The sequence below is a fragment of the Aestuariivita sp. genome (genome assembly GCF_021404545.1).
In the GTDB taxonomy this organism is placed as follows: Bacteria; Pseudomonadota; Alphaproteobacteria; order Rhodobacterales; family Rhodobacteraceae; genus Aestuariivita.
Genome location: NZ_JAAWWD010000001.1, coordinates 32,867 through 48,069, shown reverse-complemented (window position 1 = coordinate 48,069; position 15,203 = coordinate 32,867). Strand labels below are relative to the sequence as shown.

18 protein-coding genes are annotated in these 15,203 nt (G+C 60.8%); 8 read left to right on the top strand and 10 right to left on the bottom strand.

All coding sequences use genetic code 11. The features are described 5' to 3' along the window. Window positions 1–14: 14 nt before the first annotated feature. From HEP69_RS00265 to HEP69_RS00235, 7 genes are all read right to left on the bottom strand, one after another. On the bottom strand, window positions 15–479 hold the full coding sequence (locus tag HEP69_RS00265) for a PTS sugar transporter subunit IIA (RefSeq protein WP_290556506.1): 465 nt from the start codon (window positions 477–479) through the stop codon (window positions 15–17). 54 nt (window positions 480–533) lie between these two features. Further along, the gene (gene raiA, locus HEP69_RS00260; RefSeq protein WP_290556505.1) at window positions 534–1,103 is read right to left on the bottom strand and encodes a ribosome-associated translation inhibitor RaiA; all 570 of its coding nucleotides are present in this window, start codon (window positions 1,101–1,103) and stop codon (window positions 534–536) included. A 266-nt stretch (window positions 1,104–1,369) separates the two neighbouring features. Beyond that, a complete protein-coding gene (gene lptB, locus HEP69_RS00255; RefSeq protein ID WP_290556504.1) occupies window positions 1,370–2,128 on the bottom strand; it encodes an LPS export ABC transporter ATP-binding protein in 759 nt (252 codons plus the stop codon). A 2-nt stretch (window positions 2,129–2,130) separates the two neighbouring features. Then, a complete protein-coding gene (locus HEP69_RS00250) occupies window positions 2,131–2,583 on the bottom strand; it encodes an LptA/OstA family protein (protein WP_290556684.1) in 453 nt (150 codons plus the stop codon). 39 nt (window positions 2,584–2,622) lie between these two features. Then, complete coding sequence (locus HEP69_RS00245; RefSeq protein WP_290556503.1) at window positions 2,623–3,222, bottom strand: hypothetical protein; 600 nt, start codon at window positions 3,220–3,222, stop codon at window positions 2,623–2,625. Window positions 3,223–3,231: 9 nt separating this feature from the next. After that, window positions 3,232–4,194, bottom strand: coding sequence for a KpsF/GutQ family sugar-phosphate isomerase (locus HEP69_RS00240; protein WP_290556502.1), 963 nt, complete (start codon window positions 4,192–4,194; stop codon window positions 3,232–3,234). Next, complete coding sequence (locus HEP69_RS00235; RefSeq protein ID WP_290556501.1) at window positions 4,191–4,805, bottom strand: ribonuclease D; 615 nt, start codon at window positions 4,803–4,805, stop codon at window positions 4,191–4,193. The genes HEP69_RS00240 and HEP69_RS00235 overlap by 4 nt, the downstream gene beginning before the upstream one ends. Before the next feature lie 127 nt (window positions 4,806–4,932). Between HEP69_RS00235 and HEP69_RS00230 the strand changes: the two genes are divergently transcribed. The 3 genes from HEP69_RS00230 (at window position 4,933) to HEP69_RS00220 (ending at window position 7,760) form a co-directional block, all read left to right on the top strand. Next, window positions 4,933–6,669 (top strand): acyl-CoA dehydrogenase, encoded by a 1,737-nt coding sequence (locus tag HEP69_RS00230; protein WP_290556500.1) that lies wholly within the window; start codon window positions 4,933–4,935, stop codon window positions 6,667–6,669. Between the two features lie 626 nt (window positions 6,670–7,295). Then, window positions 7,296–7,463 (top strand): hemin uptake protein HemP, encoded by a 168-nt coding sequence (hemP, locus tag HEP69_RS00225; RefSeq protein ID WP_290556499.1) that lies wholly within the window; start codon window positions 7,296–7,298, stop codon window positions 7,461–7,463. A 39-nt stretch (window positions 7,464–7,502) separates the two neighbouring features. Further along, window positions 7,503–7,760, top strand: a complete 258-nt coding sequence (locus HEP69_RS00220) for a DUF1289 domain-containing protein (protein WP_290556498.1) — start codon at window positions 7,503–7,505, stop codon at window positions 7,758–7,760. A gap of 31 nt (window positions 7,761–7,791) precedes the next feature. Here the strand turns inward: HEP69_RS00220 and HEP69_RS00215 are convergent, their stop codons facing one another. The 3 genes from HEP69_RS00215 to HEP69_RS00205 form a co-directional block, all read right to left on the bottom strand. Then, window positions 7,792–8,367: a hypothetical protein gene (locus HEP69_RS00215; RefSeq protein WP_290556497.1), complete on the bottom strand. Its 576-nt coding sequence runs from the start codon at window positions 8,365–8,367 to the stop codon at window positions 7,792–7,794. A gap of 241 nt (window positions 8,368–8,608) precedes the next feature. Further along, the gene (locus HEP69_RS00210; RefSeq protein WP_290556496.1) at window positions 8,609–9,079 is read right to left on the bottom strand and encodes a DNA starvation/stationary phase protection protein; all 471 of its coding nucleotides are present in this window, start codon (window positions 9,077–9,079) and stop codon (window positions 8,609–8,611) included. A 110-nt stretch (window positions 9,080–9,189) separates the two neighbouring features. Continuing rightward, on the bottom strand, window positions 9,190–9,627 hold the full coding sequence (locus tag HEP69_RS00205) for a hypothetical protein (protein ID WP_290556495.1): 438 nt from the start codon (window positions 9,625–9,627) through the stop codon (window positions 9,190–9,192). Between the two features lie 222 nt (window positions 9,628–9,849). Here HEP69_RS00205 and HEP69_RS00200 point away from each other — a divergent pair, with 222 nt between their 5' ends. The 5 genes from HEP69_RS00200 to HEP69_RS00180 all read left to right on the top strand — a co-directional run bounded on the left by HEP69_RS00200 (window position 9,850) and on the right by HEP69_RS00180 (window position 15,144). Next, window positions 9,850–10,887 carry a cupin domain-containing protein gene (locus HEP69_RS00200; RefSeq protein WP_290556494.1) on the top strand — a complete coding sequence of 346 codons (1,038 nt, stop codon included), beginning with the start codon at window positions 9,850–9,852 and terminating at the stop codon, window positions 10,885–10,887. Continuing rightward, window positions 10,884–11,582: a fumarylacetoacetate hydrolase family protein gene (locus HEP69_RS00195; protein ID WP_290556493.1), complete on the top strand. Its 699-nt coding sequence runs from the start codon at window positions 10,884–10,886 to the stop codon at window positions 11,580–11,582. The genes HEP69_RS00200 and HEP69_RS00195 overlap by 4 nt, the downstream gene beginning before the upstream one ends. A 3-nt stretch (window positions 11,583–11,585) precedes the next feature. After that, entirely contained in the window at window positions 11,586–12,794 is a 1,209-nt protein-coding gene (locus HEP69_RS00190; protein WP_290556492.1) for a 3-hydroxybenzoate 6-monooxygenase, read from the top strand. Between the two features lie 201 nt (window positions 12,795–12,995). After that, window positions 12,996–14,033: a TRAP transporter substrate-binding protein gene (locus HEP69_RS00185; RefSeq protein WP_290556491.1), complete on the top strand. Its 1,038-nt coding sequence runs from the start codon at window positions 12,996–12,998 to the stop codon at window positions 14,031–14,033. A gap of 52 nt (window positions 14,034–14,085) precedes the next feature. After that, window positions 14,086–15,144: a TRAP transporter substrate-binding protein gene (locus tag HEP69_RS00180; protein WP_290556490.1), complete on the top strand. Its 1,059-nt coding sequence runs from the start codon at window positions 14,086–14,088 to the stop codon at window positions 15,142–15,144. Window positions 15,145–15,203: the final 59 nt, after the last annotated feature.

The window sequence follows — 15,203 nt, the reverse complement described above, 5'->3', positions numbered from 1 at the left end:
CCGCAAGACCGCTCTTACGCCGCCTGAACGGACCGCCCTTCGGTCAAGAGTGCATAGAGCGTCGCGGGGTCCTTGTTGGCCCGTAACTTGGCGCACAGCGCCGAATCCCGAAGGGTGCGGGAGACCAGCGCCAGTGCCTTGAGATGTTCGACCCCGGCCTCTTCTGGCGCAAAAAGGGCAAAGGCGATATCAACCGGCTGGCGATCCACGGCCGCGAAATCAATTGGTTTCTCAAGCAAAACAAAGATGCCAGCAACCGATTCCAGACCGCTTAGCCGGGCATGGGGCAGGGCCACACCGTGGCCCACACCCGTCGGTCCGAGGCTCTCGCGCTCCAGCAGCGCATCCACCGTCGCACCAGTGCTCAGCCCGCAGGCCGACGCCGCCAGATCGCCGATGTCCTGAAACAGGCGTTTCTTGCTTGAGACGGCCGACAACACCTTCACTGCCTCAGGTCTGAGGATATGGGAGAGTTCCATCTGATCTTTGCTCCACGCCGGACCTGTGCATGACAGGCGGCTCTTAACGTTTGTTTAAGATCCGGGGTCAATCCAACCGATATTGCCGTCATCGCGGCGATATACGACGTTCAACCCGTCCTTGCTTTCATTCCGGAAGACCAAAACCGGGGCGCCTGCCAATTCCATTTGCATCACAGCCTCACCGACCGACAGGGACGGTATCTGGGTCTGCATTTCCGCAACAATGATCGGCTGAAGCGAATCCGGTTCGGTGTCTTCGCCCGCATCTTCCGAGGCGAGGATATACGAGGACGCTCCGAAAAGTTCAACAGGTTCGACGCGGTCGCGATGATGGTCCTTGAGACGGCGCTTGTAGCGGCGTAGCTGCTTTTCCATCTTGTCGCTGCAGGCATCAAAAGCGGCATAGATTTCAGTGGCATGCGCCTTTGCCTGAGCCGTCAGACCAGTCGAAAGGTGGATCGTCGCCTCGCAAACGAATTCATGCGCTGATTTAGAAAACACGATATTGGCATCGGTGGGTCGTTCGGCATACTTCTCGATAATGGATCCCAATTCGGTCTGAACATGGGTCTGCAATGCAGCGCCGATATCGATTTGTTTTCCACTTATTTGATAGCGCATGTGCTCTCCTTCATATCATGTGCTCGAAACCTGGCGCCCGGTTGCCCCGGATCGTGGTGTTCTCAGCTAGGGTAAGGTGTGTAAGGGTCTGAGGGTGTCCTGGGTCTGACCGGACCCGGTCCGCGAACGGAGGATCGGGTCGCATGCCTGGGACTGTCGCAGATCCATCACTCTATTTGAGGCGATCCGCCCCCAACCTGTCAACGAAAAGAGGGGTCGGATTTCCGGTTTTGTACCCGGTCCGGCGGAAACGGTCTGTCGCCAGGTCATGAGATGCGAAAGCTGTCGCCGAGGTAAACGCGGCGGACATTCTCGTTTTCGACCACATCCTGTGGCGAGCCTGACATGAGGACCTGGCCGTCATGCAGGATATAGGCGCGGTCGATGATTTCCAGCGTTTCACGCACATTGTGGTCGGTGATCAGAACACCGATTCCGCGTTTCTTCAGATCCGCGACCAGATGGCGAATGTCGCCCACGCTGATCGGGTCGACGCCTGCGAACGGCTCATCAAGAAGCAGGTATTTCGGTTCCGCCGCCAGACAGCGCGCAATCTCAACCCGCCGCCGTTCGCCGCCCGACAGCGCCAGAGCAGGCGCGCGGCGCAGATGCTCGATCGAGAATTCCGACAACAGCTCTTCAAGGCGTTCGCGGCGCTTGTGGCGGTCGGGTTGGGTGATGTCGAGAATCGCGGCGATGTTGTCCTCGACATTGAGACCGCGAAAAATCGACATCTCTTGCGGCAGGTATCCGATACCCAGGCGGGCGCGGCGATACATCGGCAGGTTGGTCAGGTCCTGCCCGTCCAACGTGACCTTACCAGCTTCGGGAAAAATCAGACCGGCGATGGCATAGAAGGTCGTGGTTTTGCCAGATCCGTTCGGACCCAGCAGCGCGACGACTTCTCCCTGATCCAACGACATCGACACGTCGCGGATCACGACGCGTTTGCGGAAGGATTTGCGCAGCATGTCGATGCGCAGACCACCGGCCCCTTGGGTTACTGTCAGATCCGGACGCGCCATGTTCAATCGCCGCTGCGCAAGATGGTGGACACGCGGCCCGTCATTTCGGCCGATCCCGTTGTCAGGTTGACGGTCATCCGATCCGACGACAACGCGCTGGGGCCTTGGGTTAAAAGCACATTTCCCGTCATCACGATCACACCGCTGTCGATGGTATAGTCGGCGCGCTGGGCTTCTGCGGCATCCGGGCCGCTGACCAAGGTCACGCCGCCCGTCGCCTCCATCCTTTCGATGGCGCGTGTCTCGGCGTTGTAGACGACCAGCACCTTTGGCGCGGACAGCCGCATGTCCCCTTGGGCAATCAGCACGTTGCCCTGGAACACGGCCTCTCCGGTCTCTTGATCGACGTTCAGCGCGTCAGCGGTCACCTCAACCGGCAGGGTCGGATCAACCTGAAGGGAGCCGAAGGCAACCCGGGTTTCCTGTGCCGTAGCGACGGTTACCAGGGCCAGCATACCCAAAGAAATGGCCAGAACTCGCAGCACAATCACACCTTATCGTTCCCGTTTTTTCGGGTCGTATATCAGCTTAACGCCATTTTTGAAAACCAAATGGGCGGCATCTGTTTCGACATCCGACGTAAGCACGAGTTGCCCCGCTTCCAATTGGCCAAGCGGACCGTTGCCGATCACCGGCCCGTCTGTTTGTATCGCTAATTCGGTGATCGCGGATCGCAAGACATCGGTGGTCAGACGGTATCCGGTTGTCGTGTCGATTCGGACGTCACCGTCGAATCGGGCCAGGTCGCCCTCGGGGTCAAAGGTTCCGCTGAGCGCCTTGAGGGTCACGCGTCCGCCGCTCGCCAGGGTGATCTGAGCAGACAGCTCCTCTGCCGCGGCCAGGCGCCCGCCGGATGCGGGTCGCGCGGAAGTGGCCGTAAAGATGATCTGGTCCCCGCCCGTCGTTGTGCCTGAAAAATAGGGTGCGGTGATGCGCTCCTCGCGCAGACGGTCCGAGATTTCGGCCTCTCCAAACGGCAAGGTCGCAGTCGGATCGACGCTGCGTGACAGCAAAAAGAGCGTCGAGAGGATGCCCAGCGCCGCCAGCGGCAAGACCACTTTGAGGAAGGTCACAAGGCGCGTATTGCGATCCACCGAATACCCCTAACCCAGACCCGCGCGCAGGCAGTCATGGACATGGATCAGGCCCACGGGGCTTTCGGTTGCGGGATCGACAACGAACAGACAGGTGATGCGCGGCGTGGGCAGGGTCATGATCGCCAGCGCCTCCTGGGCCATGGCGTCAGGCGCAATGGTACGCGGCGCGTTGGTCATCACCTGGTCCACGGTATGATCGAGAAGGCCCGCCATATTGCGCCGCAGATCGCCGTCAGTGATGATGCCCGCCAGCCCTCCGTCAGAGGCGGTCACCCCGACGACGCCAAAGCCCTGCGCGCTCATGATCAGCAATGCGTCGCTCATCGGTGTGCCAAGCGGGGCAAGCGGGAGTTCATCGGCCCCGTGCATCAGATCCCGCACTAGCGACAGCTGTGCGCCCAGTTTGCCGCCTGGATGGAACTCGCGGAAATGCGCGGCGGTAAAGCGACGATGCTCCATCAACGCGACGGCCAGCGCGTCGCCCAGAGCCAGCGTCATGGTGGTCGATGAGGTGGGCACCACGCCCGTGCCGCAGGCTTCGTCCGCAATGGGCAGGGGCAGCACGATGTCGGATTGGCCGGCCAGCGTGCTTTCCATGCGGCTGGTCATCCCGATCAACGGGATGGCAAAGCGGCGCGCATAGATCAGCAGGTTCGCCAGCTCCGGTGCCTCGCCCGAGTTGGAAATCGCCAGTACGGTATCGGCCTCGGTGATCATGCCCAGATCGCCATGGCTCGCCTCGGCCGGATGCACGAACTGCGCGGGCGTGCCGGTACTGGCGAGCGTGGCTGCGATCTTACGTGCGATATGGCCTGATTTTCCGATGCCGGTGACGATTACGCGGCCCTTGGTCTCCAGGAGTCGTGTCACGGCCTGATCGAACCGGTCGTCCAGCGCGGCACCCAGCGCGCCCAGCGCCTCGGCCTCGGTCTGGATGACCCGGCGGGCGGTATCCTGATAACCGCTCATGAATGGGCGAAAATGTCGATCTCGGGCCAGCCGGCCAGATCGAGACGCGCGCGGGTCGGCAGGAAGTCGAAACAGGCCCGCGCCAGATCGGTCCTCCCTTCCCGCTCCAGCCGGGTGTTCAGCTCGGCCATCAACTGATGCAGATAGAGAACGTCGGAGGCGGCATAATCGAGCTGCGCCTCGGTCAGCGTTTCGGCGCCCCAATCGCTCATCTGCTGGTGTTTCGAAATGTCGATGCCCAGCATCTCCTGCAAGAGATTCTTGAGCCCATGCCTGTCGGTATAGGTGCGGATCAGGCGGCTCGCGATCTTGGTGCAGTAAACCGGAGCCGTCAGCGCACCGAACGCATGATAGAGAGCGGCGATATCGAACCGGCCAAAGTGAAAGATCTTGAGCACGTCCGCGTTTTCCAGCATCGCGCAGAGATTGGGCGCCGATGTCTGTCCCATCGCCATCTGCACGATATGGGCATCGCCGTCGCCCCCCGACATCTGGACCACGCAGAGCCTGTCGCGATGCGGGTTCAGGCCCATCGTCTCGCAATCGATCGCCACAACCGGGCCCAGATCCAGCCCGTCGGGCAGGTCGTTTTGATAAAGATGGTTGGCCACGCGGGTATCCTTGCTGTTGTTGGGGGGTCAGATACGGGCTTTGGCCTCTGAAAACAACTGCCGCAGGGTCAGAGTGGGCAGAGCCGTGCCGCCTCGCGTATGGTGCCCCAAAAGGGGAGAATGACCGATGCGCGCCTATGACCGGGATGATCTGCTGTTTCAACTCTTTGAGGTTGCGGGGCTGGAAGATCTTATCAACGGGACAGACCTGGATCGAGAGGCTGTGATGGGCATCCTTGAGACCGCCGATCAAATCGCCACGGATCATTTTCTGCCGCACGGTCGGCTGCTGGACGAGCAAGAGCCGGACTTTAGCGACGGGCGCGCGATGATCCCGGACGAGGCGGTGACCGCCATTCGCGCCCATGCGGAGGCAGGGTTCATCGGGTCGGGCTATGCGCCCGAAAGCGGCGGGATGGGCCTGCCCGAAACGGTGCACCAGGCCGCCGCGTTTGTCTTTTCGGCCTCCAACATCTCGCTTGCCGCCTATGGGCTGCTGACCGTGGGCGCGGGGCGGCTGATCCAGTCCTTTGGCACCGAAGATCAGAAAAAGCGGTATCTGGAGCCGATGGCCGAGGGGCGCTTTTTCGGCACCATGTGCCTGAGTGAGCCGCAGGCCGGATCGTCTCTGTCGGATATCACCACCCGGGCCGAGCCGCTGGAGGATGGGCGCTATGCAATCTCTGGTCGCAAGATGTGGATTTCGGGTGGCGAGCAGGAGATTACCGAGAACATCGTGCATATGGTGCTGGCCAAGATCCCGGGCGGGCCTGCTGGGGTGAAGGGCATCTCGCTGTTCATCGTGCCCAAGCTACGCCCGGACGGGACGCGCAACGATGTCACGCTGGCGGGGCTCAACCACAAGATGGGCTATCGGGCGACCACCAACTGCGCGCTGAATTTCGGGGATGCGGGCGCGTGCGTGGGCGAGTTGCTGGGGGAGCCGCACAAGGGTCTCAACTATATGTTCCAGATGATGAACGAGGCGCGGATCGGTGTCGGCATGGGGGCGACTGCCCTTGGTCAGGCGGGGTATCAGGCCGCGCTCGATTATGCGCGCGAAAGGCCCCAGGGCCGCGCACCCACCGCCAAGGACCCGGTCAGCCCGCAACTGCCGATTATCCAACATGCCGATGTGCGGCGCCTTCTTCTTGCGCAAAAGGCGGCCGTTGAAGCGGCGCTTGCGTTGTCGATCTATTGCACCGGTCTGGTGGATCGCGACCGGGCGGGCGATGCGCAGGCGGGTCCGCTGCTGGAGATGCTGACACCTGTGACCAAGTCCTGGCCTTCCGAATTCTGCCTGGAGGCCAACAAGCACGCCATTCAGGTGCTGGGCGGAGCCGGGTATACGCGCGATTATCCGGTGGAACGATACTACCGCGACAACCGCCTGAACCATATCCACGAAGGGACCCACGGTATTCAGGGTATGGATATCCTGGGACGCAAGGTGATGATGGGCAATGGTGCCGCGTTCAAAGCACTTATGTCGGCGATGCGCGCCGATATTGGCGCGGCGCGAGGATCGGAATTTGCGGCCCCTCTCTCGGATGCTGTCCAACGCATCGAGGCCGTGACGCTGCATCTGGCCGGAGAGGTAGTGAAGGCGCCTGATCGCGGCTTGGCCAATGCCACGCTCTATCTCGATTGCATCGGTCACACGGTCATGGCGTGGATGTGGCTGCGCATCACTCAGACGGCGGAGCGTGTCGCCGCCCGTGATGGCGACAGCGCGTTCCTGCGCGGAAAACATCAGGCGGCGCGCTATTTCTATGCGCGTGAGCTGGTGCGGACAGAAAGCTGGGTGCGTACGCTGATGGCCAACGATCAGAGTGCTTTCGACATGGCCGAGGACTGGTTCTAGCGGCTCTGACCCGGTCAAAGGCCTTGGCTCCTTAGGCTTTCCTGCGGTTCGCCGCACGAGGGTGCAGATGATCTCTCTGGATCAGAGGGCGCGCGTTCCAGGCGGTGCGATGGCACGGCGGATCGGTACGACTGACCGAGTGGTGCATGGCATCAGGTCTGCGTCGCTGCCTGCGCGGGTCTTTTTTGTGCGGCGACGTCATCAAGTGAACGGTTGCGGACCTTCGCAAATCTGCTGCTTCATCCAGCAATCATGCCTTGCGTCACTATAGCCGATCAAAACAGTCAAGAATGGCTTGCAATTGCTGTCGATCCTAGTACCCAATAGAAATAGTAAACTAATCATCGGAGCGGTCCCGGGCCCTGATCCGAGTGCGGATCAATCACGGGCCGGGTACATCCCTGCTCAAAGCCATCCCAGCAACCCTGGGGGCCCAACGCTGGACTGACAGAGGAAGGTCACGTGACACAGCATTCGGACAGAACGCCCTCCACCGGGACAGATAAACCCCCCGCGATGTGCCGCTGTCGGGTCGGTGTGACGGTCTCCCGCTTCTGCGCTTGGGGCCTGTCATCCCGTTGCACCGACCGCGCCCTGAACCAGACGACCAAGATGCGGATCCGTTCATGAAGCGCGCTGCCCGAATCGAGCCCGATGAAACCGAAATCGACAGGTTGCCCACCTACGATGCGCGGCAACTGGTTGACGGCGGTTTGCAGGCGCGGCTGATCCTGGATGGAACGCCCTATCTTTTGCGCATTACCCGCGCGGGTAAACTGATCCTGACCAAGTAACCCGTTCACCCTTTACCTCTAACAGCAGCCACGAGTGACATGTCCAAAACTCCAAGCCCCTGCATCGATGTCTGTAAATTCAAGCGTGCTGGCCATTGCATCGGATGTTCGATGACCAAAGCGCAGAAGAAACTGTTCAAGTCGCTCAAGCGAGACGAACACCGTGAGGCCTTCATCGATATGCTGATGTCGCAGCAAAGCGCGCTGGGCAAATACAGCCACTGGCAAGTGGCCTATGCCAAAAAATGCAAGAAAAAGAAGATCAAACCGCCAAAGGCTCTAAAGGCGGCGGCATAGCGTCAGCCGACGGGGCCGAGCCGCTTCTGTCTCAGGGTCGCCCGTGATCCAAGAGCGGCACGGCATGTCCGATCAGCAGTTTGACAAACAAGAGCGGCACAAACCACTCCAGACCTGGTGTCGGTCCGACCGCATAGAGTGACAGGCCAACGGCGGCTGCATAGGCCAGGGCCGCAAGTGGGCTGCGCAGAAGGGTGGGGGCGCGCAGCACGATAACGGCGGATAGAAGAAGCCAGCCGCCAATGACCAGCGTATAGACCACATCGAACCCCGGCCCGCGAAACGCCCAGGCCACGACGATGACGTGAACGATATGCAGGCCGATGAACCCAAGATGATCGCGCGCGGTCTGGCCCGGACGGTGATACCAGCGTTTGGTTGTGTGGGTCATGTTGCAAACCGCCCCGCCGATCACATCCGCAGCGATCACCGCGCCGAGAAGGATCAAGGGCCAGGTCATCCCCAACGACCCAAGGTGAGCGGCCACCAACACACCGCTCGTCACTGTGGTGCCGACAAGCAGCAACGTCTCGCCCCGTGTCATGCCAGGTCCGACAAAGCGATCCCAAGTGCCCAGGACGCCCGCGCGGGGATGAGAAACTGACATCGCAAAATACCTCCATCAATGGTGGTCTGGAAAGACATCATGGCGCGTTGGATTGTACAAATCCCTGCCGGGGTGCCAAGCTTTTTGAACGTCGCTCAACCGCTTTTGAAAAACGGTGGAGCTTTGATGTGTCCGCCGTGGCATGCGCGCGAATATGCGGTCGGGCCAACAAAAACCCCGCCCGGTTTCCCGGCGGGGTCGCTGCGGCCTCAGGCCTGCAAGATCACTGTCATCCCGGGTTTCAGCGCAGGTGAGAGCGCAGGAACCAGGCGAATTTCTCATGGGTCTGACCGCGCGCGATGCACAGATCCTCGGTCAGGGTATCGCCATGCTCGGCGGCGATCTCGCCACAGCCCGCCAGCGTGGAGGCGAGCGTTTCCTGCGCGGCTTGCAGCGCGGCGATCATCTCTTCGGCGGTGGCGTGGCCTTCGTGCTCGGTCACCTTAGAGCGTTTCAGCATGCCCGCAAGCGTGCCGTCCGCATGCGCGTCCAGCGCCTTGACTCGCTCGGCCAGATCGTCCTGGGCGGTAAAGTGATCTTCGTATATCTGTTGAAACAGCTCGTGCAGAGGTCCAAAGGCCATGCCGGTGACGTTCCAGTGAAAATTCTGTGCCATCATGGTGGTCACGGCGGTTTCCGCGACAGATTGGTTCAGGGCGTCAACGATCTGTGCTTTTGCATCAGCCGCGAGAGCCACAGCGGTCTGTGTCATCCCAAGTTCCTCTAAATTGTCTATGATTAGGCTGGCTGGCAGGTGGCTGGCTGACCTGCACCCCTACTTAAACCATTGAACGGCATTGCCAAGAGAAAATTAGAACTATTCTAATCCAGACTAAATGTGTCAGTTATTCGCCGGATCAGAAATCCCAGATTTCGGATCGCCCATTTGTCGACACGCGACGCCATCAAAAACGTGAAACTGGCCTCGTCTTTGGTGGCGTGGGCGCGCGCAAGCGACACCAGCCAGCGTTCGTCAAAGGAAATCTCGGCCTCACCGGGTCGAAAGAAGATCGGACGTGTGTTCAAGGCGGAACCGATGCAGCGCATCAACGCGTCGGCATGCGCGTTCCTGGCGCGGTTGCGATCGGTGCTCAGAAGGGCGCAGGCCTCGAACAAATCGGCCCGCGCCGCAGACCGGCACCGCAGGGCGGTCATCCGCAGATGGTTCAGAAGGTCCCGCTCCGCCATGGTCAAAGCGACCGGCAGATTACTCTGCGGGTTGCGTGTCTCGGTCCGGGGCTCAATGCGTCTTAGCTGCATGGGGTCCTGCGTTTTATCGCTCCTTTTGGTCCGGCGACTCATCGGAGCTTATTCCTGACTATAAGTATCAGCTATTGCGTCTCTTTCAACGCCCTTGCCGCACCCTGCGTCATTTTCGTCAGCTCTGTCACGCTGACGTGCTGGAAATGACCGCGATTGACCTGCTCGGATATAGTAAGTACACATAGCAAATGATGTGGACAGAGGAGAGGGAGGAATCCGATGTCGGACCAGCTGGGAACCATTGAAGAGCTGCCGCAGGATTATCGAGCCGCCATGACCGAGGCGGGGGTTGCACCGCTCTGGCCGATGATGCGCAATGTCTTGCCTCATGACGCGCCAAACCCGGTTACTCGATCCGGCCACTGGTCGTTTCAAGCGGTGCGCCCCTTGTTGATGCGTGCAGGCGAATTGACCCCTGTCGAAAAAGCCGAGCGGCGCGTGCTGGTGCTTTCGGATCCGGGCCGCGGGACGGGTGCGATGCAGGCAACCTCGTCGATCTATCTGGGTCTTCAGCTCCTCTTACCGGGCGAAAGCGCGCCCGCCCACAAACACACCCCGTCCGCTGCGCGGATCATTGTGGAAGGGACGGGCGGCTATACGGTTGTCGATGGGGAAAAGCTGCCGATGCAGGATGGCGATCTGGTTCTGACCCCCGGTGGCGACTGGCATGATCATGGCCATGATGGGGACACCCCGGTGATCTGGCTCGACGCGCTGGATCTGCCGCTCTTTGTCTATCTTGAAGGGTCTTACGCAATTGAGGGAGAGTTGCAGGCCCAGCGCAACCGCCCCGATGCCAGCGAGGTGGAGTATCGCGCCGCCGGGCTCGCGCCGTCGCGCAAACTGACCTCACAGGTACGGCGCTATCCGATGATGCGCTATCCTTGGACGCAGACCGAAGCCGCGCTGCGCCAGATGGCCAAATATGGTGAGGGCGAGGTGGCCGAGCTGGACTATATCAACCCCGAAACTGGACAGGACGTGCTGCCCACCATGGGGTTCACCGCGATGATGCTGGCCGCAGGCCAGTCCGAGGCGCCGCCGCTGCGCTCCGCCTCGGCCGCGTTTCACGTGGTCAAGGGGCGCGGAACGTCCCTTGTCAACGGGCAAGAGATCGCGTGGGCGCCAAAGGACACGTTTACCGCGCCGGTCTTTGCCGACATCACCCACCGGGCCGAGGAGGAAAGCTTCCTTGTTCGGATCCATGACCGCCCGTTGCAAGACAAGCTGGGCTATTACGAGGAACGCGCCAAATGAGCGAACTGCTGTTCGATCTTCCCCCCATCCCCGCAATACCGGTCAAAGGGTCTGACAAGGCCTATCCGATTGGTCGTATCTTTTGTGTGGGCCGGAACTATGCCGCGCATGCGGCCGAGATGGGGTTCGAGGTGGACCGCGAAGCGCCGTTCTATTTCACCAAATCGCCCGCCAATGCGATGCTGACCGCGGGCAGCACGCCCTATCCGCCAGGCACAGAGAATTTTCATCATGAGATGGAGCTGGTCATCGCCATCGGCAAACCCGTTTTCCGCGCCAGCCCGGAGGAGGGGATGGCCGCGATCCATGCCTATGGCTGCGGTCTGGACATGACGCGGCGTGACCTTCAGATTGCCTCGCGCAACAAGCAGCGCCCCTGGGATCTGGGCAAGGATGTCGAGAACAGCGCGGTTTTTGGGCCGCTTACCCCTGCGGAAGAGTTCGGCGCGGTCGCCAATCAACGCATTTGGTTGGAGGTCAATGGCGAAAGCCGCCAGGACGCCACCCTTGAGGAGTTGATCTGGAAGGTGGACGAGGTCGTCTCGGACCTGTCGAAATTCTATCATCTGCGCCCTGGCGATGTGATCATGACAGGCACCCCTGCCGGGGTCGGGCCGGTTGCGGCGGGTGACGTGATCACCGGCGGGATTGACGGGCTCCATCCGATTTCACTCACGCTGACGGACCCGGAATAACGCATGTCGGAGCGTATCCTCATCGCAGGTGGCGGTATTGGTGGGCTGGCAACCGCGATTGGGCTGGCGCAGAAGGGCATCGCCTCCACCGTTCTGGAAAAGGCATCTGAACTGGGGGAGATCGGCGCCGGGATCCAGCTGGGCCCCAACGCCTTTCACGCATTCGACTATCTGGGCGTGGGCGACGCCGCGCGGCGGATGGCGGTCTACATCGACAACCTGCGGCTGATGGATGCCCTAACGGGAAAAGAAATCACCCGTATTCCGTTGGACGAGGCGTTTCGCACGCGATTCGGCAATCCGTATGCGGTGGTTCATCGTGGGGATCTGCACGGGGTATTCCTCAAGGCCTGCATGGCACATGATCTGGTGAGGTTGCGCACCAGTGCCGCCATAGCGGGTTATGTCCAGAACGGCGAAAGGGTCACTGCGACCCTCGCGGGAGGGGAGCAGATCACGGGGCGCGCCCTGATCGGTGCGGACGGGCTTTGGTCCACCATCCGCAAACAGGTGGTTGCCGATGGCCCGCCGCGCGTGTCGGGGCATACCACATACCGCTCGGTCATTCCGACCGATCAGATGCCCGAGGATCTGAGGTGGAACGCCGCCACGCTCTGGGCCGGGCCAAAATGCCATATCGTGCACTACCCGCTTTCGGGCTGGAAGTATTTCAATCTGGTCGTGACCTATCACAACGATGCGCCCGAACCGGTGGCCGGGGTGCCCGTCTCTCATGACGAGGTGCGCAAGGGGTTTGACCACGTTCACCCCACGGCGCGGCAAATCATCGACAAGGGTTCCGACTGGAAGCTGTGGGTGCTGTGCGACCGCGACCCGGTGATGACCTGGGTGGATGGACGGATCGCCTTGCTGGGCGATGCAGCGCATCCGATGCTGCAATACTTTGCCCAGGGCGCGTGCATGGCGATGGAGGACGCTGTGTGTCTGTCCCATGAGATGAGCCAGACCGACGATGTCCCGCAGGCCCTGCTGGCATATCAGAATCGCAGACACCTGCGGACCGCGCGCGTGCAACTGCAGTCGCGCCAGATCGGTGAGCATGTCTATCATCCCGCAGGCGCGCATGCCGCACTGCGCAATGCGGTGATGAGCGCGCGCGGACCGCAGGACTGGTACGATCAGATCGCATGGCTCTATGGATCGACCGGGTTGGAGGGGGCCATTTCGGCCGAGACCCGGCAGGTTGGCTGACAGGTCATGACCGGAGGTGCATTATATGCCATAAATGGCAAAATAGTGCGGATTGAGGGCGTGATGCTTATCAGTTTGGTTAATCTTAATGCGGCTTTCCGTTATATGGAATAACTAAACCTTGATCGGTTGAAGCGACCGTACTTATTCTAGCGGCGGCATTGATGCGCGCCGCGGTCACATGTCAGGGGAGGAAATGACATGACCACACGCAGAACTCTTATCGGGCTTTTGGGCGGCGTTGCGCTGGCTGGCGTGATGGCCACCGGGGCTGTCGCGCAGGAGGTAACGCTCAAGCTTCACCAGTTCCTGCCGGCGCAAGCCAATGTGCCGAAACTGGTGCTGGATGTCTGGGCAGACCGGATCGAAGAGGCCTCTGACGGCCGGATCGAAATTCAGCGGTTTCCGTCGATGCAACTGGGCGGCACGCCGCCGCAACTGATCGATCAGGCCATAGACGGTGTGGCGGATATCGTCTGGGGTGTGAACGGGTTTACACCTGGCCGGTTCCCGCGGACGGAGGTGTTCGAGCTGCCGTTCTTTACCACCGATGCGGCCTCGGCCTCATCCGCGTATTGGCAGATGTTTGAAACCCACATGGCCGATACCGATTTCCAGGACCTCAAGATCCTGGGCACCTGGGTCCATGGCCCCGGTATGCTGCACACCAACCGGCCCGTTGCCACACCTGCAGATATGTCCGGCCTCAAGGTGCGCGGCGCCTCGCGCATGGTGACGCAGCTTTTGGATGAGCTTGGCGCGACGTCGGTCGGGATGCCAGTTACGTCGATTCCGGAATCGCTCTCCAAAGGGGTGATTGACGGGGCCGCCATCCCATGGGAGGTGACAACCGCGCTCAAGGTCGCGGAACTGGTCGACAACCATACCGAATTCGCGGGCCCCGCGCTTTACAACGTCACCTTCGTTCTGGCGATGAACAAAGATAGCTACGAAAGCCTGCCCGATGACCTCAAGGCAATCATTGACGCAAACTCGGGCCACGATTTTTCGGTCTTTGCGGGCACAACGCAGGCCAGTGCAGATGGCCCCGCACGCCAGCTTGCCGCAGAACGGGGCAATAACATTATCACCATCAGCGCGGAAGAAACTGCGCGCTGGGCTGAAATTGCCCAGCCTGTCTATGACAAATGGGTGGCCGATATGGACTCCCAAGGCATTGACGGGCAGGCTCTGATCGATGAAGCGCGCAGCCTGATGGAGGCGTACGCGTCAAACTAATACGGGCGGCCCGGTCGGGGCCTCCCCAACAAGGTCAAAAGGGAGGATACCAATGACCAAACGGAGAACGCTTCTGGGTCTGGTAGGGGGTGCTGCAATTGCAGCCCTCTCGACCGGATATATGGCGACCCAAGCCTATGCCCAGGAAGTGACGCTGAAATTGCACCAGTTCCTGCCTGCGCAAGCCAACGTACCGAAGCTGGTTCTGGACGTCTGGGCCGACAACATCGAAGAGGCATCCGAGGGCCGGATCAAGATCGACCGCTTTCCGTCGATGCAACTGGGCGGGCGCCCGCCCGAGCTGATTGACCAGGCTATTGACGGTGTGGCGGATATCGTCTGGACCGTCGTCGGCTACACCCCCGGTCGGTTCCCCAGCACGGAGGTGTTCGAGCTGCCGTTCATGATGACGAACGCGCGCGCGGCCAGCCGTGCCTATTGGGAAATGTTCGAAAAGCACATGAAGGATACCGAGTTTCAGGACGTGCATATCCTGGGCACCTGGGTCCATGGTCCCGGCCTGATCCACACCAAGGATCCCGTGACCGCGCCCGAGGATCTGCAAGGCATGAAGATCCGCGGCGGCTCGCGCTCGATCAATTCATTGCTGACGCTTTTGGGCGCAACCCCGGTTGGCATGCCGGTGCCTGCCGTCTCGGAGGGGCTGTCCAAGGGGGTGATCGACGGCACCACTATCCCGTGGGAGGTGACGGCGGCGCTGAAAGTGCCGGAACTGGTATCCAATCATACCGAGTTCTCGGGCAACGCGCTTTATGTGCTGACCTTTGTTCTGGCGATGAACAAGGACAAGTACGAAAGCCTGCCTGCCGATCTGCAACAGATCATCGACGACAATTCGGGTCTTGAGTTTTCGGTCTTTGCCGGTGGTACGCAGGAAGACAGCGACGGCCCGGCGCGCCAGCTTGCGGTGGATCGCGGCAACACCATCATCACGCTGGATGCGGATCAGACCGCACAATGGCGCGAGGTGTCCCAGCCGATCTACGACCAATGGGTCGAGGATATGAACGGGCGCGGCATCGACGGTCAGGCTCTGATCGACGAGGCGCGGATGCTGATCGACAAGTACACGCCAGAATACACGAACTGATCGAAGCGATACCTTAGGCCACGGCGCGAGGTCCGTGCCGTGGCCCGATCATGTCCGGG